Source organism: Nocardiopsis oceanisediminis (assembly GCF_048595525.1).
GTDB lineage: Bacteria > Actinomycetota > Actinomycetes > Streptosporangiales > Streptosporangiaceae > Nocardiopsis_A > Nocardiopsis_A oceanisediminis.
Genome location: NZ_JAFMZJ010000001.1, coordinates 1,735,363 through 1,761,846 on the forward strand (window position 1 = coordinate 1,735,363; position 26,484 = coordinate 1,761,846).

At 74.8% G+C, this 26,484-nt stretch carries 28 protein-coding genes; 19 read left to right on the top strand and 9 right to left on the bottom strand.

Annotated elements, in window-relative coordinates:
• Positions 1-43: 43 nt before the first annotated feature.
• Entirely contained in the window at positions 44-856 is an 813-nt protein-coding gene (locus J0910_RS07825) for an enoyl-CoA hydratase-related protein (RefSeq protein WP_420157854.1), read from the bottom strand.
• 279 nt (positions 857-1,135) lie between these two features.
• On the opposite strand from J0910_RS07825, the gene J0910_RS07830 reads away from it, so the two are divergent.
• Entirely contained in the window at positions 1,136-1,303 is a 168-nt protein-coding gene (locus J0910_RS07830) for a DUF3117 domain-containing protein (protein ID WP_081620500.1), read from the top strand.
• Between the two features lie 88 nt (positions 1,304-1,391).
• Positions 1,392-2,882, top strand: a complete 1,491-nt coding sequence (locus J0910_RS07835; protein ID WP_420157855.1) for a leucyl aminopeptidase — start codon at positions 1,392-1,394, stop codon at positions 2,880-2,882.
• A gap of 13 nt (positions 2,883-2,895) precedes the next feature.
• Here the strand turns inward: J0910_RS07835 and J0910_RS07840 are convergent, their stop codons facing one another.
• The gene (locus J0910_RS07840) at positions 2,896-3,564 is read right to left on the bottom strand and encodes an O-methyltransferase (protein WP_420157856.1); all 669 of its coding nucleotides are present in this window, start codon (positions 3,562-3,564) and stop codon (positions 2,896-2,898) included.
• 443 nt (positions 3,565-4,007) lie between these two features.
• Between J0910_RS07840 and sigE the strand changes: the two genes are divergently transcribed.
• The 4 genes from sigE to J0910_RS07860 all read left to right on the top strand — a co-directional run bounded on the left by sigE (position 4,008) and on the right by J0910_RS07860 (position 7,921).
• The gene (gene sigE, locus J0910_RS07845; RefSeq protein WP_420157857.1) at positions 4,008-4,607 is read left to right on the top strand and encodes an RNA polymerase sigma factor SigE; all 600 of its coding nucleotides are present in this window, start codon (positions 4,008-4,010) and stop codon (positions 4,605-4,607) included.
• Positions 4,604-5,287: an anti-sigma factor family protein gene (locus tag J0910_RS07850; protein WP_420157858.1), complete on the top strand. Its 684-nt coding sequence runs from the start codon at positions 4,604-4,606 to the stop codon at positions 5,285-5,287. The genes sigE and J0910_RS07850 overlap by 4 nt, the downstream gene beginning before the upstream one ends.
• Complete coding sequence (locus tag J0910_RS07855; protein ID WP_420157859.1) at positions 5,281-6,384, top strand: sigma-E factor regulatory protein RseB domain-containing protein; 1,104 nt, start codon at positions 5,281-5,283, stop codon at positions 6,382-6,384. The genes J0910_RS07850 and J0910_RS07855 overlap by 7 nt, the downstream gene beginning before the upstream one ends.
• A gap of 445 nt (positions 6,385-6,829) precedes the next feature.
• Positions 6,830-7,921 (top strand): S1C family serine protease, encoded by a 1,092-nt coding sequence (locus J0910_RS07860; RefSeq protein ID WP_420157860.1) that lies wholly within the window; start codon positions 6,830-6,832, stop codon positions 7,919-7,921.
• Between the two features lie 95 nt (positions 7,922-8,016).
• On the opposite strand, the gene J0910_RS07865 is transcribed toward J0910_RS07860, so the two are convergent.
• Positions 8,017-8,484 (bottom strand): nucleoside deaminase, encoded by a 468-nt coding sequence (locus tag J0910_RS07865; protein WP_420157861.1) that lies wholly within the window; start codon positions 8,482-8,484, stop codon positions 8,017-8,019.
• Between the two features lie 118 nt (positions 8,485-8,602).
• Entirely contained in the window at positions 8,603-9,742 is a 1,140-nt protein-coding gene (locus tag J0910_RS07870; RefSeq protein WP_420157862.1) for an Mrp/NBP35 family ATP-binding protein, read from the bottom strand.
• A 195-nt stretch (positions 9,743-9,937) separates the two neighbouring features.
• Between J0910_RS07870 and J0910_RS07875 the strand changes: the two genes are divergently transcribed.
• The 5 genes from J0910_RS07875 (at position 9,938) to J0910_RS07895 (ending at position 15,282) form a co-directional block, all read left to right on the top strand.
• Positions 9,938-10,861 (top strand): RNA polymerase sigma-70 factor, encoded by a 924-nt coding sequence (locus J0910_RS07875; protein ID WP_420157863.1) that lies wholly within the window; start codon positions 9,938-9,940, stop codon positions 10,859-10,861.
• Between the two features lie 267 nt (positions 10,862-11,128).
• Complete coding sequence (locus J0910_RS07880) at positions 11,129-12,229, top strand: CPBP family intramembrane glutamic endopeptidase (protein ID WP_420157864.1); 1,101 nt, start codon at positions 11,129-11,131, stop codon at positions 12,227-12,229.
• Positions 12,230-12,379: 150 nt separating this feature from the next.
• Positions 12,380-13,045: a DUF6758 family protein gene (locus J0910_RS07885; protein WP_420157865.1), complete on the top strand. Its 666-nt coding sequence runs from the start codon at positions 12,380-12,382 to the stop codon at positions 13,043-13,045.
• 45 nt (positions 13,046-13,090) lie between these two features.
• Positions 13,091-13,981, top strand: coding sequence for a PHP domain-containing protein (locus tag J0910_RS07890; protein ID WP_420157866.1), 891 nt, complete (start codon positions 13,091-13,093; stop codon positions 13,979-13,981).
• Positions 13,982-14,115: 134 nt separating this feature from the next.
• Positions 14,116-15,282 carry an MBL fold metallo-hydrolase gene (locus J0910_RS07895; protein ID WP_420157867.1) on the top strand — a complete coding sequence of 389 codons (1,167 nt, stop codon included), beginning with the start codon at positions 14,116-14,118 and terminating at the stop codon, positions 15,280-15,282.
• A gap of 175 nt (positions 15,283-15,457) precedes the next feature.
• Here J0910_RS07895 and J0910_RS07900 read toward each other — a convergent pair whose 3' ends face one another.
• Together J0910_RS07900 and J0910_RS07905 are read right to left on the bottom strand one after the other, a co-directional pair.
• Entirely contained in the window at positions 15,458-16,345 is an 888-nt protein-coding gene (locus tag J0910_RS07900; RefSeq protein WP_420157868.1) for an alpha/beta fold hydrolase, read from the bottom strand.
• A 123-nt stretch (positions 16,346-16,468) separates the two neighbouring features.
• Positions 16,469-17,998 (bottom strand): DEAD/DEAH box helicase, encoded by a 1,530-nt coding sequence (locus J0910_RS07905; protein WP_420157869.1) that lies wholly within the window; start codon positions 17,996-17,998, stop codon positions 16,469-16,471.
• A gap of 494 nt (positions 17,999-18,492) precedes the next feature.
• Here J0910_RS07905 and J0910_RS07910 point away from each other — a divergent pair, with 494 nt between their 5' ends.
• From J0910_RS07910 to J0910_RS07920, 3 genes are all read left to right on the top strand, one after another.
• A complete protein-coding gene (locus J0910_RS07910) occupies positions 18,493-19,188 on the top strand; it encodes a ferritin-like fold-containing protein (RefSeq protein ID WP_420157870.1) in 696 nt (231 codons plus the stop codon).
• Positions 19,189-19,381: 193 nt separating this feature from the next.
• On the top strand, positions 19,382-19,693 hold the full coding sequence (locus tag J0910_RS07915; protein WP_420157871.1) for a DUF6401 family natural product biosynthesis protein: 312 nt from the start codon (positions 19,382-19,384) through the stop codon (positions 19,691-19,693).
• A gap of 244 nt (positions 19,694-19,937) precedes the next feature.
• On the top strand, positions 19,938-20,180 hold the full coding sequence (locus J0910_RS07920; RefSeq protein ID WP_420157872.1) for a hypothetical protein: 243 nt from the start codon (positions 19,938-19,940) through the stop codon (positions 20,178-20,180).
• Between the two features lie 64 nt (positions 20,181-20,244).
• Here the strand turns inward: J0910_RS07920 and J0910_RS07925 are convergent, their stop codons facing one another.
• The 3 genes from J0910_RS07925 to J0910_RS07935 all read right to left on the bottom strand — a co-directional run bounded on the left by J0910_RS07925 (position 20,245) and on the right by J0910_RS07935 (position 22,478).
• Positions 20,245-21,093: a mechanosensitive ion channel family protein gene (locus J0910_RS07925; RefSeq protein WP_420157873.1), complete on the bottom strand. Its 849-nt coding sequence runs from the start codon at positions 21,091-21,093 to the stop codon at positions 20,245-20,247.
• 324 nt (positions 21,094-21,417) lie between these two features.
• A complete protein-coding gene (locus J0910_RS07930) occupies positions 21,418-22,050 on the bottom strand; it encodes a TetR/AcrR family transcriptional regulator (RefSeq protein WP_420157874.1) in 633 nt (210 codons plus the stop codon).
• Positions 22,051-22,259: 209 nt separating this feature from the next.
• Positions 22,260-22,478, bottom strand: coding sequence for a hypothetical protein (locus tag J0910_RS07935; protein WP_420157875.1), 219 nt, complete (start codon positions 22,476-22,478; stop codon positions 22,260-22,262).
• A gap of 169 nt (positions 22,479-22,647) precedes the next feature.
• Here J0910_RS07935 and J0910_RS07940 point away from each other — a divergent pair, with 169 nt between their 5' ends.
• From J0910_RS07940 to J0910_RS07960, 5 genes are all read left to right on the top strand, one after another.
• The gene (locus J0910_RS07940; RefSeq protein ID WP_420157876.1) at positions 22,648-23,595 is read left to right on the top strand and encodes an alpha/beta fold hydrolase; all 948 of its coding nucleotides are present in this window, start codon (positions 22,648-22,650) and stop codon (positions 23,593-23,595) included.
• A 97-nt stretch (positions 23,596-23,692) separates the two neighbouring features.
• Positions 23,693-24,871: an adenylyltransferase/sulfurtransferase MoeZ gene (gene moeZ, locus J0910_RS07945; protein WP_420157877.1), complete on the top strand. Its 1,179-nt coding sequence runs from the start codon at positions 23,693-23,695 to the stop codon at positions 24,869-24,871.
• Between the two features lie 115 nt (positions 24,872-24,986).
• Positions 24,987-25,352 carry an SPW repeat domain-containing protein gene (locus tag J0910_RS07950; protein ID WP_420157878.1) on the top strand — a complete coding sequence of 122 codons (366 nt, stop codon included), beginning with the start codon at positions 24,987-24,989 and terminating at the stop codon, positions 25,350-25,352.
• 140 nt (positions 25,353-25,492) lie between these two features.
• Positions 25,493-25,831 carry an MGMT family protein gene (locus J0910_RS07955; RefSeq protein WP_420157879.1) on the top strand — a complete coding sequence of 113 codons (339 nt, stop codon included), beginning with the start codon at positions 25,493-25,495 and terminating at the stop codon, positions 25,829-25,831.
• An 89-nt stretch (positions 25,832-25,920) separates the two neighbouring features.
• A complete protein-coding gene (locus tag J0910_RS07960) occupies positions 25,921-26,454 on the top strand; it encodes a GNAT family N-acetyltransferase (protein ID WP_420157880.1) in 534 nt (177 codons plus the stop codon).
• Positions 26,455-26,484 lie beyond the last annotated feature (30 nt).

Consider the following 26,484-nt stretch of genomic DNA (forward strand, 5'->3'; position numbering starts at 1 on the left):
GGCGGGCCTCCCCGGCGCCCCCGCGGTCCTTCCCCCGGCGGTGCTACCGGCCCTCGAAGGAGGGCTTCTCCTTCTCCAGGAAGGCCAGCGTGGCGTTCTTGTGGTCGACGGTCTCGGCGCACTGCTCCTGCAGCGAGGCCTCCATGTCCAGCGCCCGGGACAGGTCGAGCGCCTGGCCGAACGCCAGCTCGGCCTTGATCGCCGCGTAGGCCACGGTGGGGCCCGAGGCCAGCCGCAGCGCCAGCTCGCGGGTGGCCCCGGCCAGCTCGTCGGCCGGCACCACCTTGTTGACCAGCCCGATCTCCAGGGCCCGGTCGGCCTTGACCGGCTCGGCCAGCATCAGCATCTCCGCGGCGCGGGCCTGGCCCACCAGCCGGGGCAGCGTCCAGGAGGCGCCGGAGTCCGAGCCGAGCCCGATGTTGGCGAAGGCCATCGAGAACGAGGCCTTCTCCGAGGCGATCCGCAGGTCGCAGGCGAAGGCCAGGGACGCCCCGGCCCCGGCCGCCACCCCGTTGACCGAGGCGATCACCGGCTTGGGCATGTTCGCCAGGCCGAGCACGATCGGGTTGTAGTGCTCGCGGACCGTTCCGGCCAGCCCCCGCCCCTCGCTCAGGTTCTCGCCGTGCTCGCGCAGGTCCTGGCCGGCGCAGAAGGCGCGGCCGCGCCCGGTGAGCACCACGGCGCGGGCCGAGCGGTCGCCCTTGGCCCGCTCGATCGCGGCGAGCAATTCCTCCTTGGCCGCTCTGGTCAGCGAGTTCATCGCGTCGGGCCGCTCCAGGGTGATGGTGGCGACCCCCTCGGAGAGGTCGTAGGAGACGGATTCGGCGGCGCTCTCGGCGCTGTCGCTGTCGGCCACGGAGGACTCCTCGATCGGCTCGGGTGGACGGCGCCGTCACCCCTGTTCCGGCGCTGCGGCTATAACCTTACTGTTCGGATTCCTTGGGGCCGGCGGGCCCGGGGCTGTCCGATCGTTCCCATTCCGGTCGTAAACCCGAGATAATGACGGAACGGGGATCCCGACCCTAAGAGTCGCTTGGACGAGGGCCCGGAGCCCCCGGCCCGGTCCGCCGTCGCGGATCGGCTCGCGGGTCCCGCGGTGGTTCACAGCGATGTTTCCTATGAAAGGGGAAATGGCATGGCGGCGATGAAGCCGAGGACCGGTGATGGTCCGATGGAGGTCACCAAGGAGGGCCGCGGCATCATCATGCGGGTCCCGCTGGAGGGCGGCGGGCGCCTCGTCGTCGAGCTGACGCCGGACGAGGCCAAGGAGCTCAAGGACGCCCTGGACGGAGTCGTCGGCTGAACTCCGCACCGGTGACCGAGACCCCGCCCGCCGCGGCAGCGCCGCGGGCGCGGTACACCACGTCCCCCTAGATTGCGAGCGAGCGAGCGTGCCTTTCGAAACGGAGATCCGGCCGGTTCCGGGATCCCTCGCGGACACCGACGCCGACCTGGTGGCGATCCCCGTCCGGGCGACGGACGCGGGACCGGAAGCGGTCACCGCGGCGGCCGGGGACCTGGACGCGCGGCTGCCGGCGCCCCTCGCCGAGCTGGTCGCGCACTATGAGCTGACCGGGAAGCCCGGCGAGACCGCGCAGTTCGCCGCGGACCTCGGCCGCGGACTGGTCCGGGTGGCCCTGCTCGGCACCGGGTCCGGCGCCCCCGCGGACCTGAGAACCGCCGGGGCGGCCCTGGCCCGCCTCGCCAAGGGGCGCACCAAGGCGGCCACCGGCATCGCCCGGATCCCCTTCCCGGGGGACGGCGCGGAGTCCGTCACCGCGTTCACCGAGGGGGCGCTGCTCGCCTCCTACCGGTTCAGCCTCGCCTCCGCGCCCAAGGGGCCCGCCCCGGTGGCCGGCATCGAGCTGGTCTGCGGGGACGGCGACAAGCCGGTGGAGGCGGTGCGCCGGGGCACGGCGCTGGCCCGCGCCACCGCGCTGGCCCGGGACCTGATCAACACCCCGTCGGCGGAGAAGGACCCGGAGTGGCTCGCGCGGCGCGCCCGGGAGATCGCCGCCGGCGCCGGGCTGGAGGTCGAGGTCTGGGACGAGGCGGACCTGGAGCGCGGCGGGTTCGGCGCGATCCTCGCGGTCGGCCAGGGCTCCGCCCGGCCGCCCCGGATGGTCCGGCTCTCCTACGCCCCGGAGAACCCGGACCGGCACGTCGTGCTGGTGGGCAAGGGCATCACCTTCGACACCGGCGGGCTGTCGCTCAAGCCGAACGACAACATGAAGCTCATGAAGACCGACATGAGCGGTTCGGCCGTGGTCCTGGGCGTGCTGTCGGCCCTGGGCGAGCTGGGGTCGCGGACCCGGGTCACCGGGCTCATCGCGGTGGCGGAGAACTCCGTCTCCGGGTCGGCGCAGCGCCCCGGCGACGTGCTCACCACCTACGGCGGCCGCACCGTGGAGGTGCTCAACACCGACGCGGAGGGCCGGCTGGTGATGGCCGACGCCCTGGACTACGCCGTCGCCGAGCTCGCCCCGGACGAGCTGGTGGACGTCGCGACGCTCACCGGTGCGGCCAAGGTCGCCCTGGGCACCGGGATCGGCGCGCTGTTCGCCACCGACGACGGGATGGCCGAGGCGCTGCGCTCGGCCGGCGAGCGGGCCGGCGAGCCGCTGTGGCGGATGCCCCTCACCGAGGAGTACCGGGACGCCCTGGAGTCGCGGGTGGCCGACCTGGCCAACATCGCGACCAAGAGCGACTACGGCCACGTCGGGGCGACCGAGGCGGCGCTGTTCCTGCGCGAGTTCACCGGCGGGCTGCCCTGGGCCCACCTGGACATCGCCGGCCCCGGCCGGTCGATGGGCGAGCAGGGCGTGCTCACCAAGGGCGGCACCGCGTTCGCCACCCGCACGCTGCTCCGCTGGCTGGCCTGACCGGCCGGCCGGCTCAGGACGGACGGGCCTCCTCGCGGATCGCCGCGAGGAGGCCCTCGCCGATCGGGAGCAGCAGCGGGACCAGCGAGTCGTCCTCCCGGACGGCGCGGCCCACCTCGCGGACGGCGGCGGTGCCGGGGTCGGTCGCGCTGAGCGGGCCGTCGCCGGCCGGGCCGGACTCCAGCGCGTCGTGGAAGACCACCACCCCGCCCGGCCGCAGCAGCCGCAGCGCCTCGGCGAGGTAGGCGGGGTACTCGCTCTTCACCGCGTCGGCGAAGACCAGGTCGTAGGCGCCGTCGGTGAGCCGGGGCAGGACCTCCATCGCCATCCCCCGGATCAGCCGGGTGCGGTTGGCCGAGAACCCGGCCTCGCGGTAGGCGTCGCGCGCGGTCTCCTGGCAGACCGGGTCGATGTCGACGGTGGTCAGGATGGAGTCCGGGCGCATGCCGCGGAGCAGCCAGATCCCGGACCCCCCGTACCCCGTGCCGACCTCCACCGCGGCCCGCGCGCCGATCGCCGCGGCCAGGAAGCGCAGTGCGGCGCCGCAGGCCGCGCCCACCGGCTGCGCGCCCGGATCGGCCCCGGCGGCGTCGCGGACCCACGCCAGGGCGGGATCGTCGTCCGCGTAGTGCTCCAGGTGCGCCAGGGTTTCGTTTCTGCCGATGATGACGGCCTCCCACACGTGGAACGGAGCTGGCGGGCCCCCGAGGACGCCGTTGCGCAGAGTAGGCGAACGGTCACGTCCGGGCCCGTGCCTCACCGAAAGATTAGCCCAACAGCCCCCCGCTACCACGTCCGACGCAGGTCGGCACGCGGAACGGTGAAAAAACCGGGGCACCGGTGCGGGCACCGGTGCGGACGTTCCGGTGCGGACCGGGCGGCGCGGCGGGTGCCGAGGGGCGCCGGACCGCCCGCATCCCGGAGCGGCGCGGAAAAGAACGGGCCGCCGGAAGGAACTTAATCGGCGGCGCGCCGCGTTGCACCGGAGGAAGGACCGACAAGGCCGAAGAACCGGTGGGCTCCGAGCCCTCCCCGGAACCGGTGACGGCCCCCGCCGGCGCGATCCCCGCGCCCGGCGGTGTCCGGGAACGGCCGGATACGCGGTACGAACCGAAAGGAGCAGCGGTGGCCGACCCCGACGCTGCCGTCGACTTCGAGCAGTGGCAGCCTCCGAGCTGGGAGGAAGTGGTGCAGAACCACTCTGCTCGGGTGTACCGCCTCGCCTTCCGCCTCACCGGGAACAAGCACGACGCCGAGGACCTCACCCAGGAGGTCTTCATCAGGGTTTTCCGCTCGCTGTCCTCCTACACCCCCGGGACCTTCGAGGGCTGGCTGCACCGGATCACCACCAACCTCTTCCTCGACATGGCGCGGCGCAAGGCCCGCATCCGGTTCGAGGGGCTGGCGGACAACGCCGCGGAGCGGCTGCAGGGCCGCGAGCCCTCCCCCGCGCAGTCCTACGACGACCGGCACTTCGACGCCGACGTGCAGGCCGCGCTGGACGCGCTGCCCGCCGAGTTCCGCGCCCCGGTGGTGCTCTGCGACATCGAAGGGCTCTCCTACGAGGAGATCGCGGCGACGCTCGGGGTCAAGCTCGGCACCGTGCGCAGCCGGATCCACCGGGGCCGGGCCCAGCTCCGCAAGGCGCTGGAGCACCGGCGCAGGCTGGCCGGGAAGGACGCGACCGGCCCTGAGGCACAGGTATGGACCCGGGAGGTGGAATGAGCATGGAGCACCTGGGCGAGCGGCTGTCCGCCCTGGTCGACGGCGAGCTGGGGCCCGCCGAGCGGGACCGGGCGCTGATCCATCTGGCCTCGTGCGACTCGTGCCGCTTCGAGGCCGACATGCTCCGCCGGCTCAAGCGCCGGCTGCATGGGCTGGACGCCCCGGACCCGTCGAGCGACTTCCTCGGCAGGCTGTCCGCGCTGGGCGCCGCCCCGCACGACCGCCCGTCGGAACCACCCGGCCCCGGTAGCGGCGGCCTGTTCGGAGGCCCGCCGCCACTGGGGTCGAGCCGGCCGCTCGGCGGCCCGGCGCCCGGCGGCCCCGCCCCGGGCCCCGCGGCCGCCCAGCCGCCCGCCCGGCGGCCCCGGCGCCCGCTGCAGGCCCCGTCCGTGCTGCGGCCCGGCTGGCACCGCACCCGCTACGCGGTGGCAGGCGTGTCCGCTCTCGCCCTGACCCTGGGCACCGCCTTCGTGGCCGGCGGCGACGCCGAGCAGGCCCCGGTGGTCCGCCCCTCCCTGGAGGACTACGCGGTGGAGCACGCGCTGACCGCGGGGCAGGCCGCCCTGCCCGCCTCCGAGGACGGCGCCGAAGGGGCGCAGGGCGCCCCCGGCGCCCCGGTCGGACCCGTCGCGCACGTCCCCGGGACGTCCGGGGACGACGGCGCCCCGCGGGCGTGGTGACCGGCCGCGACGGAGCTCCATGGCCCTCCGGGGGCGATCGCTCCCGGTACGACGGCCCGACGGCGCTGCTCGCCCTCTGCTGCGCGCTGCTGCTCGCGCTGACCCTGACCGCCTCGTCCGGGCCGGGCAGCGGGCAGGGCCCGGCGAAGGGCGCCGACGACGGCATGGACCTGCTCCGCCGGGCCGCGGAGGCCTCCCGGAAGGTCTCCTACGAAGGGGTGCAGGCGATCAGCTCCACCGGTCCGGCCGGCACCGAGCACCGGGTCGTCGAGGTCGAGCACAGCGCGGAGTCGGGCACCCGGCTCCACGAGCCGGGCGGTGCGGACGAGGTGCGGATCCGCCCCGCGGACTCCTCGGAGTGGCCCGACCCCGGCGCCCGCGTCCTGGACACCCTGGAGGAGAACTACCGGGTGGTCCGGGCCGGCGCCGGAGAGGCCTCCGGCCGCCCCGCCGAGCTGGTGGAGGCGGTGCGCGCGGACGGCGGCGCGGCCGGGAGGTTCTGGATCGACGCCGAGACCGGGCTGCCGCTGCGCCGGATGACCCTGGACCCCCTCGGCCGGGTGGTGCACTTCTCCGAGTTCACCGAGTTCCAGGTGGTGGACGGGGCCGCCGGGGCGGCGGAGGCCGCCGATCCCGGCCGGGCCCCCGACCCGTGGGGCGACCGGCTGGACGAGGGCGAGCTCCGGGAGCTGCGCGCCGGCGGCTGGACCGCGCCCGACCGGCTCTCCTGGAACTACCGGCTGATGGACGCGCGGACCAAGCGCAAGCCCTCCGGGCCGGTGGTGCACCTCAGCTACTCCGACGGCCTCTCCGTCATCTCGGTCTTCGTCGAGCGCGGCCGGCTCGGTTCCGGATCGCACGGAACCGGACAGGGCATGCGCGCGGTCGAAGGCGGCGGCGGAACCGTCTACATGGGCGGCGCCGGGCAGCAGCGCCGGATGTGGGAGGCGGAGGAGTACGTGTACACGATGCTCGCCGACGCCCCGCCGGACGCGGTCGCCGCGGCGGCGGCCTCGCTGCCCGGACCGGACGAGGCCGGCTTCTGGGACCGGGTGGACCGGGGCTTCGCCCGGTTCGGCGACTGGCTCGGAATGTGACCGGCCCCGGACGCGCGATGCCCGGCATCGCCCTCGATGGGGTATACCGCGCATTGGCGGCATAGTGTTCACTCGGGTGGACGCGGTCGGTGGCGCCCCCTAACCGATGGTTTACGCGATCTCCTCCACAATCGGGAGGAGGCAGCGACAGACGGAGACGACTTTCATGACGGACGAGACCGGCACCCCGCCCCCCGAAGGCCCGTCGCGGCCGAACCCGGCGGGGCCGTACGGACCGGGCACCGGTCAGCAGCCGGCCCACCGCCCCGGCCCCTTCGGCCCCGGCGGACAGGTCCCGCCCGGCGCCGAACCCGCGGGCCCCGGTCCCGCCCCGGCGGGCGGGCCGATGCAGCCGCCGGGACCGCCTCCCGGAGCGGTGCCGCCCGGCCCGCCCCTGCCGCCGCCCGGCGGGGCGGCGGCCGCCCCCCGGCCCCCGCGCCGGTCCATGCCGATCTGGTCCGTCCTGCTGGTGACGGTGGTGGTCGCGCTGGTCGCCGCCGGGATCGGCGGGTTCGTCGGCGGCCGGGCCGGGACGCCGGCGGCCGACGGGAGCAGCCAGGGCGAGGGCGTCAAGCTCAACAACGCCCCCAGCGACGCGCCCAGCCGCGCCCCGGACACCATCGCCGGCGTCGCCCAGCGGGTCAGCCCCAGCGTGGTCTCGATCCAGCCGGACGACCGCTCCCGCGGCGGCAACGGCTCCGGCTTCATCATCGACGACGACCACGTGGTGACCAACTTCCACGTCGCCGGGGCCCTGGAGGACGGGATGGAGGTCGCCTACAGCAACGGCCGCACCAGCCCCGCCGACATCGTCGGAACCCGGCCGGAGAGCGACCTGGCGGTGCTGAAGATCCGCCGCCCGCTGCGCGACGTCGAGCCGCTCCAGTTCGGCTCCTCCGACGACGTCACCGTCGGGGACCAGGTGATCGCGATCGGCGCCCCGCTGGGCCTGGCGGGCACCGTCACCACCGGCATCATCAGCGCCAAGGACCGCTCGGTGGCGCTCGGCGAGGACGGCGCGCGCACCGACATCAAGGCGCTGCAGACCGACGCCGCGATCAACCCGGGCAACTCCGGCGGCCCGCTCGTCGACGAGCAGGGCCGGGTGATCGGGGTGAACACCGCCATCGCCACCATGGGCGGGGCCCCCGGCGAGCAGAGCGGCAGCATCGGCCTCGGCTTCGCCATCCCCTCCGACGTCGCCAAGGAGGTCGTGGACGAGATCATCGACGGCGGCTCCGCGGGCTCCGAGGGCTCCGGCGGATCGTCCTCCAAGGCGGCGCTGGGCGTCGCGCTGGACAGCGGCTACGAGGACGGCGGCGCGCAGATCGCCGACGAGGAGGGCGCCGTCACCCCGGGCAGCCCGGCCGACGAGGCCGGCCTGCGCCCCGGCGACGTGATCACCCGCTTCGACGGGCGCACCGTCACCGACGGCGAGACCCTCCAGGAACTGGTCGCCGACAAGAAGCCGGACGACACCGTGGAGATCGAGTACGAGCGCGACGGCCGGAGCAGGACGACCGACGTCACCCTCTGACCCCGCCGCCCCGGTCCCCCCGGGAGGCGCCGCGGACGGAGAGAGGGCCCCGGTGGAAGCGCACCGGGCCGGGGCCCTCCGCCGCGCGCCGGGGGTCACCCCTCCCCGGGGTCCTCGCCGATGTCCTCGTTCCACAGCGCGGGGTGCTCGGCGATGAAGCCGGCCATCAGCTCCACGCACTCCGCGTCGTCCAGCAGCACCACCTCGACGCCGTTCCCGGCGAGCCAGTCCTGCCCGCCGGAGAAGGTCCGGGCCTCGCCCACGACCACCCGGGAGATGCCGAACTGGCGCACCAGGCCGCTGCAGTACCAGCAGGGCGCGAGCGTGGTCACCATGGTGGTGCCGGCGTAGGAGCGCTGCCGGCCGGCGTCGCGGAAGGCCGCGGTCTCGCCGTGCACCGACGGGTCGCCGTCCTGCACCCTGCGGTTGCGGCCCCGGCCCAGCACCGACCCGTCGGCGCCGACCAGGGCCGCGCCGATCGGGACGCCGCCCTCGGCCAGCCCGGCGCGGGCCTCCTCCAGGGCGATCCGCAGCCAGTTCCGGTACTCCTCGGCGTCGGGCACGCGCCCTCCTTCCCGGCGCCCGCTCCGGGCGCCCTCGCGCGCAACCGGGCCGGCGCCGCGCGGCGCCGGCCCGGGCGGCGGAGCCGGCCCGCGCCGTGCGGGCCGGCTCCGCCGCAGGTCACTTCCGGGTCGGGCTGATCCCGAGCTGCATGCCGGACAGGCCGCGGGGCTTGCCGACCAGCCGCTCGGCGATGCCGCGCAGCACGCCGCCGGCCTCGGAGTCGGGGTCGGTCAGCACCAGGGGCTTGCCCTCGTCGCCGCCCTCGCGCAGCCGCATGTCCAGCGGCACCTGGCCGAGCAGCGGCACCTCGGCGCCGAGCGCCTTGGTCAGGCCGTCGGCGACGGTCCGGCCGCCGCCCTCGCCGAACAGGTAGGTCTTCTCCTCGCTGCCCGGGGCGGTGAAGTAGGACATGTTCTCGATGACGCCCGCGACCCGCTGGTGGGTCTGGGCGGAGATCGCGCCGGCCCGCTCGGCCACCTCGGCGGCGGCCTGCTGCGGCGTGGTCACCACGAGGATCTCGGCGCCCGGCAGCATCTGCGCCACCGAGATCGCGATGTCGCCGGTGCCCGGGGGCAGGTCCATCAGCAGGACGTCGAGGTCGCCCCAGAACACGTCGGCGAGGAACTGCTGCAGCGCGCGGTGGAGCATCGGGCCGCGCCACACCACGGGCTGGTTGCCCTGGGTGAACATGCCCACCGAGATGACCTTCACGTCATGCGCGCTGGGCGGCATGATCATGTCCTCCACCTTGGTGGGCGCGTGCTCGACGCCGAGCATCCGCGGCACCGAGTGGCCGTAGATGTCGGCGTCGACGACGCCGACCTTCTTGCCCTGGGCGGCCATCGCGGCGGCCAGGTTGACGGTGATCGAGGACTTGCCGACGCCGCCCTTGCCGGAGGCCACCGCGAAGACCTTGGTCAGCGAGCTGGGCTTGGCGAAGGGGATCTCCTTCTCCGCCTGCCCGCCGCGGAGCTTGGTCTGCAGCTGCTTGCGCTGCTCCTCGCTCATCACGTCGAGCTCGACCCTGACCCCGGTGACCCCGCCGACCTTGGCGACGGCCTCGGTGACGTCCTTCTCGATCCGGCCCTTCATCGGACAGCCGGCCACCGTGAGGTAGATGCCGACGTGCACCGCGCCGTCGTCGCCGATCTCGACGCTCTTGACCATGTCGAGGTCGGTGATGGGGCGGCGGATCTCTGGGTCCTGGACGGTCGCCAGGGCCGCGTTCACCTGCTCGGTGGTGGGAGTGGAGGACATGTACCCCATGGTAGTGAAGCCCCGCGGTGTCGAGCACACCGGCGGATACCTGGTAAGGGTACCCTTATCTGCAGGTCAGCAGGGTATTCCCGGTTCCGCTCCGGAGGGTCCTCACACCCCGGGGCCGCCGCGCCGCCCGGCCCGCCCTCTGGGAGAGTCGTACCCGGCGGGGACGCGGGAGCGAGGGAGGACCGGATGGCGGGCACGGCCGGACCGGAACCCGGAGCCGACGGCGGCGAAGGGGTGTTCGAGCGCCACCGGCGGCTGCTCTTCGCCGTCGCCTACGACATGCTGGGCAGCGTGCACGACGCCGAGGACTGCGTGCAGGAGGCCTGGCTGGGCTGGCACCGGGCGGACCGCGGGGCCGTCGGCGAACCCCGCGCCTACCTGGTCCGGGCGGTCACCAACCGGGCGCTGAACAAGGTGCGCTCGGCCAAGGCCCGCCGCGAGACCTACATCGGCCCCTGGCTGCCCGAGCCGCTGGGCGCCGCACCGGACGCGGCCGAGCGGGCCGAGCGGGCCGAGGAGGTCTCCTACGCGCTGCTGGTCGTCCTGGAGACGCTGGGTCCGGTGGAGCGGGCGGTGTTCGTGCTGCGTGAGGTGTTCGGCCTGCCGCACGCGGAGATCGCCGCCGCGGTGGACCGCTCCGAGCAGGCGGTCCGCCAGATCGCGCACCGGGCCCGCGCGCACGTGCGGGAGCGCCGCCCCCGCTACGCTCCGGACGACGCCGAGCGGCGCCGGCTCACCGAGCGGTTCCTCGCCGCCAGCCTCCAGGGCGACGTGGCGGGGCTGAAGGCGCTGCTCGCCGAGGACGCCCAGCTGGTCACCGACGGCGGCGGCAAGCGCAAGGCGGCGCTGAGGCCGATCCTCGGGGCCGCCAAGTTCGCCCGCTTCGCGGCCTCCATCGGCCCCGGCTACACCCACCTCCGGTTCGAGGAGGCGGTGGTCGGCGGCGAGCCCGCCGGGCTGCTCCGCGGGCCGGACGGGGGCGTCGAGGCGATGCTCGTGGCGGAGTTCTCCGAAGGCCTGATCACCCGCATGCTGGTGCTGCGCAACCCCGACAAGCTCGCCGGTTTCCGCACTTCGGCGGCGGGTCGGGGGGATGCGGCGCGTTCTTAACAGCGGCAATACACGGCCGGATAGTAATCTCGGCAAACGATGAGAAATACGCCACCGCCGACGGGGCCCTCGTGGCACTCCGGGCCCAGCGGGCCGGAGCAGCCGGGGGCGCAGCAGCATCCGCAGGACTGGGCCTGGCCGCCGGGCGCCGCCGCGGGCTCGGCCGCCCCCGGTGAGGCGCAGGCGGTGTGGGCGTGGCCCCCGCCGCAGCCGCCGCGGGCGCCGTCCGGCCCGGCGCAGCCGCCCCCGGGGACGCCTTACCACCGGATGGCCCGGACCCGGCGGTTCCGCTGGTGGGTCCCGCCGCTGGCGCTGATCACCGCGGTCCTGCTGATCCTGGTCACCCAGGTCGTCCTCCTCCTGGCCGGGAACGTCGCCGCGCTGCTCGGCGGGCGCACGCCCACCGCGGACTCCCCGCTCGGCGCGGAGATCCCCGACCTGGCCTTCATGCTCATCGTGCTGGCGACGATGACGCCGATCGTCTTCTTCGTCGCGCGCGTCGTGCAGTGGCGCCGGGTGGGCGGCCTGCTCTCGGTCGAGGGCCGGATGCGCTGGGGCTGGCTGGGAACCTGCTTCCTGGTCGCGCTGCCGATCATCGCCGCCTACCTCGGCGTGCTGTACGCGCTGCAGCTGGCCACCGCCTCCGAGACGGCCTTCGTCGGGGCGTTCGTCGGCGCGGAGCGGTTCCTGCCGGCGCTCGCGGTGATCCTGCTGCTGGTGCCGTTCCAGGCCTCCGCCGAGGAGTTCGCGCTGCGCGGGTTCCTCATGCAGCTGGTCGGCTCCTACGGGCGCGGCGCCGCCGAGCGGCGCGGCGGCTCGCTCCTCTCCCGCCTGCTGCGCACCCCGGTGCTGGGCATCGCGGTCAGCGGCACGGTCTTCGCACTGCTGCACGACTACCACGGCTGGGCGCTGGCCGACGTCGCCGTCTTCGGCGTGGCCATGGCCTGGCTGACCTGGTACACCGGCGGCCTGGAGGCGGCGATCGCGCTGCACGTGGTGCACAACCTGGCCGCCTTCGGGCTGAGCGCCTTCGAGGGCACCCTCGCCGACGCGGCCACCGGCGGCGGCTCCTGGGAGGGCGTCGTCGGCACCACCACCGAGGCGGTGCTGTTCTGCTCCGTCGTGGTGCTGCTGGCCCGGCGCAGGGGCCTGCGGCGGACCGCCCCCGGCGACCCGGACGCGGTGCAGGCCCCGCCGGAGCCCCGCAGGCTGCCGCGCTGGGTGATGCAGCCTCCGCCGGTGCAGGACCCGGCCGGCGCGGAGCGGCCCGGCGACCACGGCTCCCACTTCCGCACCCCGCCCGGATCGCCGCAGGGCCCCTACGGCCCGCCGCCCTACGGGGGCGGGGCGGCCGGCCCCCCGCGCTGACGCGGCCCGGTCGGAGGACCCGAGGGGGAGCGGGCGGCGGAGACCGCCCCGCATGCCGCGACGGCATCGGCGCCCGCCGCCCCGCCTCCGCCGCCACGCCGTGCGGGAAGCGGTTTTCCCGCAGGTCGTCCGGGTATCTTCGGGGAGACCATGAAGCATGAGCCATCGTGTCCACGCTGCGGCCGCGCCGTCCGCGCTCCCAACCTGTGGTCGAGCGCCTGGCAGTGCGCCGTGCACGGCCCCGTCGCCCCGCTCCAGCCGCTGCGGGCCCCCGGGGAGACCTCGCTGGACCTGCTGCTGGACAGCGCCCAGGTCCCGGTCTGGCTGCCCTGGCCGCTCCCGGCGGGCTGGGTGGTGACCGGGTTCGCCGACGCCGGCGACGAGCGCAGCGGCGCCCTGGGCATCGCGGTCGCGCTGTCCGGCCCCGCCCCGCTGGGCGGTGTCGGGGAGATGGCCGTCGTCGCCGAGGACCCCGGCATCGGGCTGGGCGCCCGGCTGGCCGGGATGGACGCCCCCGACCCCGGGGCCGGGTTCGACTCCGGGCCCGCCGCGCTCCGCCTCCGCCACGGCGGGCACGACATCCCGATGTGGCCGGTGCCCGGCTGCAAGAAGCGCTCGGTCTACGCCGGGGAGGCCTACGCGAGCTGGCTGTGGCTGCTGCTCAGCCCCGCCGACACCGACGTCCTCACCTGCGAGCTCAGCGGGCTGCGGGACATGCGCGACCGGGTCGACGGCGCCACCCTGCCGCCGCCCTTCGGCGCGCTCTCCCCCTTCCTGGCGGAAGAGCTCAAGCCGCTGGACGAGCCGGAGGCCTGACCCCGGCCCGCGGCGCGGCCGCCCGGCGGTCCATAGAATCGCCGGGTGACCCGCATCGATCTGCACACGCACAGCTCCGTCTCGGACGGCACCGAGCCGCCGGCCGAGGTCGCCGCCCGCGCCCGCGCGGCCGGGGTGGACGTGTTCGCGCTCACCGACCACGACACCGCGGCCGGCCTGGACGAGGCGGCGGCCGCGCTGCCCCCCGGCCTCACCCTGGTCCCCGGGATGGAGCTCTCCTGCGCCTACCGGGGGGCCAGCGTCCACCTGGTCTGCTACCTGTTCGACCCGGAGGCGCCGTCGCTCGCCGCTGAGCTCCGCCGGATCAGGGACGACCGGGTGAACCGGGCCAAGGAGATGGTGCGCCTGCTCCGCGCCGCCGGCGTCGGGGTCACCTGGGAGCAGGTCCGCGACATCGCGCTCAACGGCGGCGGGGACGGGGACCTGGAGGCGGGCGTGGTGGTCGGCCGGCCGCACATCGCGCGGGCGATCGTCGCCGCCGGCGCCGCGGAGGACGTGCAGGACGCCTTCGACCGCTGGATCGGGTCGGGCGGCCCCGCCTACGCGTCCCGCTACGCGCTGGACCCGGTGCGGGCGGTGCGGGCGGTGCGCGAGGCCGGCGGCGTGTGCTCGCTGGCCCACCCGGCGCGCGCCGAGGGCATGCTCACCGGGGCGGTCCCGGTGGAGCTGGCCGAGCGCATGGCCCGCGCCGGGCTCGGCGGGATCGAGGCGGACCACCCCTCGCACGGCGGGGACGAGACCGAGCGGTGGCGCGGTATCGCCCGGGACCTGGGGGTGGCGGTCACCGGGTCCAGCGACGACCACGGCGCGCTCACCGGCCACCGGATCGGCGCGCGCACCACGGACCCGGAGGAGTTCGCCCGGCTGATCGAGCCGGCGACCGGAGCCGTGCCCGTCACGGGCCGGGCGGGGTAGGGCTTACCGGAGGCTTAGTGCGAGCCTGCCAGGCTGGCGCGGGTACCGGACCGCGCGCCGGGACCGGAACAATGGTCCCGCACACATCGGAAGTACCAGTCGGAAGTTCGGACGCGAATCGAAGGGTCGGCACCGTGTTCTGGAAGCGGAAGGGCAAGAAGAAGGACGGCGAGGCGACCGGCGAGGCCGCCACGGTGACGCTCGACGAGGCGCGCGACGAGCCGGACACCGCCGTGCAGGACGGAGAGGGCGGCGCGGACGGGGAGACGTCCGCGAAGGCCTCGCCCGCCGGCGAGGCGGAGAAGGAGAAGCCGGCGAAGGCCGCCGAGGACTCCGCGGACCCCGAGGACGCGGAGAAGGCGGAGAAGGCGGAGGAGAAGGCCGGCGCCGAGGCTGGCTCCGAGGACGCCAGCGGGAAGGACTCCGCCGAGGAGGAGCCTGCGAAGGACGAGGCCGGCGGGGACGGGCAGGACGGGGACGCGGAGAAGGGCGCCTCCGCCGGCGGGAAGGACTCCGCCGAGGAGGAGCCCGCGAAGGACGCGGAGGACTCCGCTTCGGACGACTCGGACGACTCGGACGACTCGGACGGTGACGCCGGTGAGGGGGACTCCGAAGAGGAGCCCGAGGCGGCGAAGAAGCGCGAGATCGAGCCCGAGGAGCCGGGCATCGGCGAGGCCGACTCCGACGGCGTCCAGCGGGTGCGGACCGCCGGCGTGCTCAAGGTCGACGACGAGGAGTACCCCGTCGTCAGCAACACCTGGATCGTGAAGGCGGACGACGACGGCGTCATCGTCATCGACCCGGCCCACGACGCCGAGCTCGTCCTGGAGGCCGTCGGCGACCGGGAGATCTACCTGGTGGCCTGCACCAACGGCTACAACACCCACATCGGGGCGGCCCAGGAGGTGGCCGAGCGCGACGAGGCCCCCATCGCCCTGCACCGGCGCGAGGTCCGCTCCTGGCGCCGGGTGCACGGCGCGGAGAACCCCCCGGAGATCGAGGTCGAGGGCGGCGGCTCGCTGAAGGCCGGCGACCTGGAGATCGACATCCTGCCGCTGCCCGGCACCTCCAGCGGCACCGTCGGCTACTACATCGCCGAGCTGGGCGCGGTGTTCAGCGGCGACACCCTCCGCGCCGGCGAGCTGGGCACGGTCGGCGAGGGCTACCTCGACTACACCCGCCAGCTGCACTCGGTCGGCGAGGTGCTGCTCTCCCTCCCGCCGGACACCCGGATCCTGCCCGACCAGGGCCCGGAGACCACCGTCGAAGAGGAGTCCGGCAACTTCAACTCCTGGGTCTGACCGGTCCGCGGCCGAGCCCCGCAGGACACGCGCACGGCCCGCCACCGGGAACCCCCCCGGCGGCGGGCCGTCGCCGTCGCCGCGCTCCGCGGGGCGGTGCCGGCCGTGGATCGTCGAGCGGTGATCCACCTGGACGGCCACGATGACCGGTGCACGATGGAGATCGCTCGGCGGCTCAGCCGCCCCGCTCCGGGGTCTCCACCGCGTCCCAGAAGACCGTCAGCGCGCGGGCGGTGGTCTCCGGGGCCTCGACGTTGGGGGAGTGGGCGGCGCCGGGGACGACGACCTTGCGGGCGGAGAGCTCCTCGGCCATCACCGCCTGCACCTCCGGCGGCCAGGCGTCGTCGTTCTCTCCGTAGAGCACCAGGCGGGGCAGGTCCACCGCGCCGAGCTCGCCGGTGCGGTCCGGGGCAGAGAGGATCTCCTCGCACATCCGCACCAGCGCGCCCGGGCTGTTCGCGACCATCCGGGCCTGCAGGAACCCCTGGATCTCCGCGGAGAGTCCGGCGGAGCGGGACGGGGCGTCCAGGTACCGCTCCCACAGCAGCCGCAGCCGGTCCGGGCTGGGGTCGGGGCGGAGGAAGGCGATGAGCTGCTCGGCGTTGGAGACCCGGCCGGCCGAGGGGACCGCGGAGGGGCCCGAGCTCATCAGGGCCAGGGAGAGGAAGGGGGAGGGGTCGGCGAGGACCGCCTCCCGGGAGACCAGCCCGCCGTAGGAGTGGCCGAGCAGGTGGACCGGGCCCTCGTCGAGGGCCTCGGCCAGGGCCGCGACGAAGCGGCCCAGCCAGGCGGTCCCGTAGCCGGCCAGGTCGGCGGGGGCCGGGGACTCGTACTGGCCGGGCAGGTCGATCGCGACCACCGGGCGCCCGGCCTGGGCCAGCGTCTGCAGCAGCGCGATGAAGTCCTCTTTGCTCCCGGTCAGGCCGGGGACGAGGAGGGCGGGCTGCCGGTCGTGGCCGCCCGCCGCGGGCAGGGCCCGCAGCGCCGCGACGGTGCCCAGCGCCGTCGGCACGTCGATCCGCCGGACGCCGGGCGGAAGTTCCAGAAACCGCGGTGTACTCACGACGGATCACCCTAGACGATCCGCCCTCCGACCAGGGCCCCGGCCCGGTGAGCCGGGGTCCGGCCACGGCTGCGGGGCGGGCGGCCGCCGCCCCGGTCCGTGCGTTCGCACCGCGGAGGAGGCTCAGCCCTCCTGAGCGGTGCCCTCCTGGCCGCGGCCGACCTCGACCCCGCTGCGGGTGCGGCGGCGCCTGCGCCGGCGCGGTGCGGGCGCGGCCTCGCCGTCCCCGCCGGCGGCCGGCTCGGTGCGCGCCGGGGCCTCGGCGGCGGCCGCCTCGCCCCCCTTGCGGGTGCGGCGCCGGTTCCGGGTCCGGCCGCCGCGCTCGCGGTCGCCGCGGTCACCGCGGTCACCGCGCTCGCGCGGCTCGCGCTGCTTGGCGTGCACCCCGGTGTCGCCGATGTCCTCGATCTCCTCGGCCTCCAGGCCGGCCCGCTCCTGCTTCTCCTTGGCCAGCCGCCCCTTGGTGCCCTCCGGGATACCGAGCTGCTCGAAGAAGTGCGGCGAGGTGGAGTAGGTCTCCTCCGGGTCGGCGAAGGACAGCTCCAGCGCCGCGTTGATCAGCTTCCAGCGCGCGGTCTCGCGCCAGTCGACGAAGGTGACCGCGGTGCCCGAGCGCCCGGCGCGGCCGGTGCGGCCGATCCGGTGGGTGTAGGTCTTCTCGTCGTCGGGGCACTCGTAGTTCACCACGTGGGTGACGTCGTCCACGTCCAGGCCGCGGGCGGCCACGTCGGTGGCGACCAGCACGTCGATCTTGCCGTTGCGGAACGCGCGCAGCGCCCGCTCGCGCTGGCTCTGCCCCAGGTCGCCGTGGACCGCGGCGGCGGCGAAGCCGCGCGACTTCAGGTCGCTCGCGACCCGGTCGCAGGCCCGCTTGGTCTGGCAGAAGACCATGCTCAGGCCGCGCCCCTCCGCCTGGAGCAGCCGGGCGAGCATCTCGCCCTTGTCCATCTGGTGGGTGCGGTAGACGTACTGGTCGATGTGGCTGGTGGTGGTCTGCCCCGGCTCGTCGTCGTCGCCGGCGCGCACGTGGGTGGGCCGGGTCAGGTAGCGGCGGGACAGGCCGACGATCTCGCTCGGCATGGTCGCCGAGAAGAGCATGGACTGGCGCTGGTCGGGGATCCGCTTGAGGATCCGCTCGATGTCCGGCAGGAAGCCCAGGTCGAGCATCTTGTCGGCCTCGTCGAGCACGACGGCGCCGACGCCGCCCAGGCTCAGGTGCTTCTGCTTCTCCAGGTCGAGCAGGCGCCCGGGGGTGCCGACGACGATGTCGACGCCGCTCTTCAGCCCGTCGATCTGCGGCTCGTAGGCGCGGCCGCCGTAGACGGTGAGGATCCGGGCCCCGGTCCGCTTGCCCGCGGTGGTCAGGTCGGCCGCCACCTGGATCGCGAGTTCGCGGGTGGGGACGACGACCAGGGCGCGGGGCCGCTTGGACTCGCCGGGCTCCTTCTGCGAGAGCTGCAGCAGCGGCAGGCCGAAGGCGAAGGTCTTGCCGGTGCCGGTACGGGCCTGGCCGATGATGTCCGAGCCGTTCAGCGCGAGCGGAAGGGCGAGGGACTGGATCGGGAAGGGCTCGATGATGCCCTCGGCTTCGAGGGCGTCGGCGATCTCCGGGCTGACGCCCAGGTCGCGGAAGGTACGTCGGGGTTCGCTCATGTTCTTGGTGCTGCTCAGGGCTCATGCCTCCATCTGGGCGGGCCGCAATGGCGTTCGTGGCCTCGTGTGCTGCGGACGGGCGCCGCCGCTGCGGCGCGGGGCCGGGCGAGGGGCGGCGCGGCACGCGGGGCGGGTGTCCCGCCCTCCGCGGCGCGCTCGCGCACTCGGCGCATGGGCCGTCCGTTCTCTGTCGTCCTGGCGCGCGATGCTCGTGCACCGCGCGGCGGAGCGCCGCATCCGGCCGCTCCGTTCCGCCGGTCGGGATGACCGGCCGCGGCCGCGGCACCCGCCGCGCCCGTTGAGAGCGTCCGTGCGGACGGCGTTCGGCCGCCGATCACAGCGCAGAGTCTAGCGTGGCGTTCCGTCCCTGGACATGCCCCCATCAGGCCCGCTCGCGGCGCTGACACGTGCAACGCCCCGGATGCGCCCGAATAATCCCCGTCCGCGCAGGCGGTGTGCGGGGCGGGCCCTCCGGGCTCGTTAACCTGTGCTCCATGACCAATGGCTCCCCTTCCGAAGCGGCGCCCGCGGGCGTCGTCGACCTGCTGGGCCTGCTGGCCTACGCCGAACTCGTCTCCTTCTTCCGGCTCTCCGGCGACGCGGGCCTGGCGCCCGACCTGGCCGCCAAGGGCGAGCTGGCGGGGGCGGCCGCGGCGGAGTACCGGCACTACCGCCTGCTGCACGACCGGCTCACCGAACTGGGGGCCGACCCGGAGGCCGCGATGGAGCCGTTCGTCGAGCCGCTGGAGGCCTGGCACGCCCGGACCGAGCCGAAGAACTGGCTGGAGAGCCTGGTCAAGACCTACGTGGGCGACGGCATCTCGGGCGACTTCTACCGGGTGGTCGCCAAGGTGGCCGACGCGCGGACCGCGGAGCTGGTGGACGGCGCGGTCGACGACGACGAGCGGGCCGAGGTGATCGGCGCCCGGGTGCGCGCCGCCGTCGAGGCCGACCCCAAGCTGGCCGGCCCGCTCTCGCTGTGGGCCCGCCGCCTGGTCGGCGAGGCGCTGAGCCAGGCGCAGCTGGTCGCGGCGCACCGCCCGGAGCTGGCCGCGCTGGTGGCCGCGGGGGCGGAGCGGGCCGGGCAGGAGTCCGGCCGGGAGAGCGACCTGGCCTCGGTCAGCCGCCTGTTCGCCGGCCTCACCGAGGCGCACTCCGCGCGGCTGGCCGCGATGGGCCTGAGCACCTGAGCGCACCCGCCGGGCGCCTTCCGGGCGGGGCCTGCGCGGCGGGAGCCCCCGCCCCGCAGGGGGACCCGGCCGGGGCGCCCGCCGCGGCGGCGGTGACTCGGACCACTCGAACACGAAACGGTCATGATTCGGTTCCGAATTGACATATAGTCGGTTGGGTTCTGAAAGCTCCCGGCCATGAGGTGTCTCGTCCATGCGCAGTGGGTTCGAAGCGCAGGGCCCGCTGGCCCGCCTCTCTCGCGAATTCGACGTCTTCGGTCCGCTCAGCGGCTCCACCGAGCCCTGGCTCACCGCTGAGCTGGACCAGCACGCCGCCGCGGTCCGCGACTCGATCGCGTCCGGCGGCGCCTCGCTCACTCTGCGGAGCCTGACCAGCTACCTCCGCGGCTTCGTGGACGGCTGCCGGGAGCGGGGGTGGCACTCCACTTCCGCGGAGTACGACTGGGAGACCGTTCGCCTCCTGGCCATCTGCCGGCTGGCCAAGGAGAGCGGCTTCGTCCGCTAGGTTGGTCACGCCCCAAGTGGAACCTCACGGATCGGCGGCGGCAGGCCGCCGATCCGCGAAGTGACGTCACTGAGGCCCTCACGGGGCGTACGCTGATCCGTACCCGGGGTCATGCTGTCCGTCGTGGGTATTCCAGAGGGCGAGGGGCGCCTCCGCGTGCGGCGTTCCCGGCGCGGAGCCCGTCTCGGCCGCATACCCGGGATCGAAGATGCGGCCGCGAGGTGCCGCGAGAAAGGAAGAGCGAATGAGGAGCGGTCGGCATGGGGCGGCGCGGCCTCCTATCGGCGTCCTGGTCCGGCAGGACCGCACCGACTTCATGCTCTTCGCACTGATCATCCTGGTCGCCCTGGCGGTGATGGCGGTCTCCGGGTGGACCTCGCCGGCCTTCTGGCTGTCGCTGCTGCCCATCGGAGCGACCCTGGTGCTGATGATCCGCCGCATCGACCGGCTCTCCCGCGACGAGCTGCGGGACGAGGAGCTGCTCTAGGCGGACGCGGAGCGGGGCGGGGCCTGCACAGGCCCCGCCCCGCTCCGGTCTCCGTCCGCGCCGACTAGGGCTCCGGAGGCCGGCGGTGCTCGCCGACCGGTCCGCCCTCCTCGGTGCGGGCCCTTCCGTACCCGGACGGGCTGGCGCCGCCTGCGGCCGCGCCCTGCCGGGCCTCGGCGCGCTGCTGCGGAGCGCCCTGCTCGGTCCGCATCGCGTCGGACATGCCGGCGGCGTACCCCTGGCCCTCCTGGATCCGGGAGGTCTCCCGCTCGGCCGCGTCCAGCCAGCGCGACCAGCGCGCCTGCATCGGCCGGATCATGCCGCCGCCCACGCCGACGACCAGGATGCCGCCGACCGTGGCCAGCACCGCGATGAGCACCGGCTGGGTGACGGTGGTGGCGACCCCGATCTGGTTCAGCGCGGCGATGACACCCAGCGCCATCACGAAGATCCCCAGCAGGTTGGCGACGAGCCGGCCGTAGCTCAGCCCGCCCAGCGCGCTGGAGACGACGTCCCGGAGGGCCTTGGCGATGATGCCGGCGACCACCACGATCACCAGCGCCACCACGGCCTGCGGGATCCAGGCGACCACCTGGTTCAGCATCTGGGTGATCGGGTTGGCCGGCCCGAACACGCTGAACGCCAGCTGCAGCGTGATCAGCACACCGGCGTAGTAGATGATCTTCCCGCACAGCTCACTGGCGGAGTACTTGCTGCGCTGGAAGTACTCGCCGATCCCCGAGCGCTCCAGCCCCCGGTCGAGGCCGAGGCGGGCGAGCCCCTTGCCGACCAGCCGCCCGATGAGCTTGGCCACGAGCCAGCCGAGGATCAGGATGACCAGGAACGCGGCGAGTCTCGGTGCGAAAGACGCGACAGCGGACCACGCCGCCGTAAGTCCCTGACCGATGTCCATGTCGTTTCACCCCCGATGGGGCCCCGCCCGTACCCGGGAGTGATCCCGCGTACGCTCGGCGAAACCGAAACGGATCGCTTCTCACCACGGCGATTACCCGTTATCGACCAGGCCGAATCGTCGGAGGGTGACCGATGATCACAGAGGGTGTTCGCAATCGGGGGCGGGGCCGGGGGCGGGCGGCGTGCCGCGCCCCGCGATCGCCGGAGGGGCCGGAGGACCCGCGAGCGGCCGGGGAGGACTCCGGTGGTCACGGAGCGGAGTCGGGGCGGGGGAAAAGCCGGGACGGAGGAGGAAGGAGCCGGGCGGCCGGGGCCGGCCCGGTTACTCGGCGCTCTCCCGGGTGAGGTCCCAGCCGCTCAGGCCGCGCCAGGCCAGCCGGGAGACGAGCAGCTCCGCGGTCTCCTTGGGGACGCCGCCGCCGCTGCCGGTCCAGTACCGGGCGCTGGTCTCGGCCAGGCCGACCAGGCCGACGCTGAGCAGGTGCGCCTCCTCCTCGGAGATGCTGGTGTCCTGGCGGATCACCTCGCCGATCAGCTCGGCGCACCGGTGCAGGGTGTGGTCGAGCTTCTCCCGGACCGCGGGCAGGTTGCGCAGGTCGGACTCGAACACCAGGCGGAACGCCTCGCCGTCGCCCGCGACGAACTCGAAGAACGCGGTGAAGCTGGCGACGACCCGGTCCCGGTTGTCGGTGGTGCTCTCCAGGGCTTCGCGCTGCTTCTCGACCAGCGCCTCGCAGTGCTGCTCCAGCAGCGCCAGGTACAGCTCCAGCTTCCCGGGGAAGTGCTGGTAGAGCACGGGCTTGCTGACACCGGCCCGCTCGGCGATCTCGTCCATCGCGGCCTGGTGGTAGCCCTGGGCGACGAACACCTCCTGTGCCGCCGCCAGCAGCTGCCGCCTGCGCGCGACGCGGGGCAGCCGGGTGCCGCGCGGCCGGGCATCTGAAGGAGCTGTCACACCCACACCCTCCGAACTGGTGCGGCGGCTCTACGGGCGCCGCATTCGACGGTTCAATCCGGGAAGCGCTCTGAGAACGGGGAACCGGAACACCCCGGCGCGCATCCCTTCATCTTACTCGGACGTAGGTTACGCTCACCCGGCACCGGCCACCACCCCGGCCGCCTCCACCTCCGATGATCTCGGCTCCCCCCGCGCCCGGGGAGGGGTCAGCCGCGGTATTCGTCCTCGTCCAGCCCGACCTCCTGGTGCTGCTCGACGGCGTCGCCCTCGGGGACGTCGTCCGGGGCGCCCAGGCCGCGGTCGGGGCTCCAGCCCTCCTCCTCGCCGACCGGGGCCAGCTGGTCGGCGCGGTCGGCCTCCGGGGAGTCGAGGGACTCGTCCGGGGCGGCCTCCTCCGGGTCGCGCGGCGGTCGTGCAGACGTCACGGGATCCCCCCTCGGATCGTCGCGGAACGTGCCCCCCACGTTACTCGCTCAGCCCCGGGCAGGGGAAACGGCGAGGCCACGGCCGGGTAAGGGGCGGCGGTGCGTAGAGTGCCACCGAGGGGCCGCGGCGGACGGGGCCGCGCGGGCCCCGGAGACCGAGGGGGGCGGCATGGCGGAGCCCATCGACCCGTGGCCGGGCGAGTTCCGCACCGTCGGCGGGCGGCGGATGCACGTCCGCGCCGGCGGCCCGCGGAACCGCCCGCGCATCGTCTACCTGCACGGCCTCAACGGCTCCTCGGCCGACTGGACCGACCTGATGGGCGCCCTGGCCGGGGAGTACCGCGGCGAGGCGCCCGACCTGCCCGGGTTCGGCAAGTCGCCGCCGCCCGAGGACGGCGACTACGGCCTGGACGCCGGCGTCGCGGCCGCCGCGGACCTGATCGCCTCCGGCGAGCGCCCGGTCCACCTGGTCGGCAACTCGCTGGGCGGCAGCATCGCGGTGCGGCTCGCCGCCGAGCGGCCCGAGCTGGTGCGCACCCTCACCCTGATCTCCCCGGCCCTGCCCGACCTGCGCCCCCGGCTGGTCCCCTACCAGATGGCCGGCGCGCTGGTCCCGGTGCTCGGCCCCGCGGTCTACGCGCGCATCGCCCGGCGCCCCGCCGAGGTCCGGGTCCAGGACACCCTGGACGCCACCTACTACGATCCGGCGTCCGCCCCCGCCCAGCGGGTGCTGGAGGCGCTGGAGGCCGAGCGGGAGCGGGAGGGCCACCCGCACGCGGTCGGCTCGGTGCTGGAGTCGCTGCGCGGGATCGTCGCCGAGTACCTGCGCCGGGGCCCCCGGTCGCTGTGGCGCCAGGCGGCCCGGGTCGGCCAGCCGGTGCTGCTCGTCTACGCCGCGGCCGACCGGTTCATCGACCCGAGGATGGCCCGCCGGGCGGCGCGCACCTTCCGGCGCAACCGGATGGTGCTGCTGCCCCGCACCGGCCACGTGGCGATGAAGGAGCGCCCCGAGCTGGTCGCCCGCGAGCTCCGCCGCTTCCTCGCCGGGGACGGGGCCCGGCCGGAGGCCGGCGCGAGGAGGCGGCCCGGCCGCGGGAATGCAAACCCCACCCCGTAGGTTGGGTATGAGAGCAAGCTCGTCACGTGCCCGATCCCCTCCGGCACCGGAGGCCTGCGGGCGTCGTGGCGCCGACGAGAACTGTTGAGGAGCCACTGTGTCGCTGCCGCCGCTGGTCGAGCCAGCCGACGAGCTGACCGTCGACGAAGTGCGCCGCTACTCCCGCCACCTGATCATCCCCGACGTGGGCATGGACGGCCAGAAGCGCCTGAAGAACGCCAAGGTGCTGGTCGTCGGCGCCGGCGGGCTGGGGTCGCCGGCCCTGCTCTACCTCGCCGCCGCGGGCGTGGGCACGCTCGGCATCATCGACTTCGACGTCGTGGACGAGTCCAACCTGCAGCGCCAGATCATCCACGGGCAGAGCGACGTGGACCGGCCCAAGGCCGTCTCCGCGCGCGACTCGATCCGCGAGGTGAACCCCAACACCGAGGTGGTGCTGCACGAGGAGCGGCTCGACTCCGACAACGCCTTCCGCATCTTCGAGCCCTACGACCTCATCGTCGACGGCACCGACAACTTCGCCACCCGCTACCTGGTGAACGACGCCTGCGTGCTGCTGGGCAAGCCGTACGTGTGGGGCTCCATCTACCGCTTCGACGGCCAGGCCTCGGTCTTCTGGGCCGACCACGGCCCCTGCTACCGCTGCCTCTACCCGGAGCCCCCGCCGCCCGGGATGGTCCCCTCCTGCGCCGAGGGCGGCGTCCTCGGCGTGCTCTGCGCCTCCATCGGGTCGATCCAGGTCAACGAGGCCATCAAGCTGATCGCCGGGTTCGGCGAGCCGCTGGTCGGCCGGCTGATGACCTACGACGCCCTGGAGATGAACTACCGCGCGCTGAAGGTCCGCAAGGACCCCGAGTGCCCGCTGTGCGGCAAGAACCCGACGATCACCGAGCTGATCGACTACGAGGCGTTCTGCGGCACCGTCTCCGAGGAGGCCCAGGAGGCCGCCGCCGGCTCCACGATCACCGCCGGCGAGCTCAAGCGGATGATCGACGACGGCGATGACTTCCAGCTGGTCGACGTCCGGGAGAAGAACGAGTACGAGATCGTCAGCATCCCCGGCTCGGTGCTCATCCCCAAGGGCGAGTTCCTGAACGGCGAGGCCTTCGCCAAGCTGCCCCAGGACAGGAAGATCGTCCTGCACTGCAAGTCCGGCGGCCGCTCCGCGGAGGCCCTGGCCGCGCTCAAGGGCGCCGGGTTCTCCGACGCGGTGCACGTCGGCGGCGGCGTGCTGGCCTGGGTCAACCAGGTCGACCCCAGCCTGCCGACCTACTGACCGGTCCCCGTCCGCCCCGGCCGCCCCGCGCGGCCGGGGCGCCGTGCCGTCCGGGGCCGGAGCGGGTATATGGCAGACAGCGCCGGCGCCGGAGCCGGCGCGGAGGAGGTCTGCCATGACGGTCAAGGGACGCTGGCAGGACTGGGCGGCCATCGCCGCGGGCGTGCTGCTCGCCGTCAGCTGGATCTGGCACGGGATGCTCGGGCCGCAGAAGGCGGCGCTGTTCGTGCTGGCCCTGCTCATCGTGCTCGCTTCGACGATGTCGATCACCCACCCGGGCATGCTCGCCGGCGAGGGGTTCATCTTCGGCCTGGGCGCACTGGTCTTCCTCTCGCCCTGGCTGACCGGTTTCGCCGGGACCAACGCCGTCGCCGCCTGGACGGCCTGGATCCTCGGCGCGGTCGTGATGGTCGCCGGCGCCGCCGGCATCGTCCAGGTGGGCCGCCCCGGCGGCGTCAGCGGCCGCCCGGTGGCGCACTGACCGGTCCCGGCGGGGCGGCCCCCGCCCCCCACCCGCGATGATCTTGACGTTGCGGGGCCGTCAGAGCGCTCTGACGGCCCCGCAACGTCAAGATCATCGCCCTGGGGCGGAACCTCCCGGCAACGATCTAGGGTCGGGGCATGGCCCGATACGAGTCGCACCCCACCGAGTACGGCGAGCGCGTGCTCGACTTCGTCGAGCGGATTCCGCCCGGCCGGGTGATGTCCTACGGCGACGTCGCCGAGTACCTGGGGGAGGGCGGGCCGCGCCAGGTCGGCGCGGTGATGGCGGCCTGGGGCGGCGGCGTCCCGTGGTGGCGGGTCATCCGCGCGGACGGCGCCCCGCCGCCCGGCCTCGAGGTGCGCGCCCTGGCCCGCTACGCCGAGGAGGCGACCCCGATGCGCCCCGGCTCCGACCGGGTCGACATGCGCCGCGCCCGCTGGGCGGGCCCCGGCGCGGAGGGCGGTCCGGGGCGCTGAGGGGCGGCCCGGAGGAGGGCCGGACCGGGGCCCCGGCCGTGCCGAAAACACGTTGACGGCGGGCCGGGCCGTGGGAAGGGTGGGCGCACGTGAGCATCCGATTTCCCCTGCAGAGCGACCGGATCCGACTGCGCCCGTTCCGGGCCGGCGACCGGGACGCCGTCCACGAGGTCTACGGCGACCCCGAGGTGATGCGCTACGTGGCCTACGGGAAGCCGGCCACGGCCGCGGAGGCCGCCGAGATGGTCGCCGGATACATCCGCCACCAGGAAGAGCACGGCTACGCCTTCTGGGCGGTGGAGGACGCCGCCACCGGCGCGGTCATCGGCGACGCCGGCTTCGAGGCCCGGGAGGCGGGCGCCGAGTTCGGCTACACCCTGGCGCGCGCGTGGTGGGGGCGGGGCCTGGCCACCGAGGCCGGGCGGCTCTGCGTGGCCGCGGCCTTCGGCGAACTGGGCCTTCCGCGGCTCACCGGGGTGGTGGACCCGGCCAACCCGGCCTCGTCGCGGGTGCTGGAGAAGCTGGGCTTCGCCTTCTCCCGCGAGCTGGAGGCCTACGGCCGCCCGCACCGCGAGTACCTGCTCAGGGCCCCGTCCGGGGAGGCCGCCCCGGACCGGCGCTGACCGGCCGGGCGTTCGGTGCGGGCGGGACGC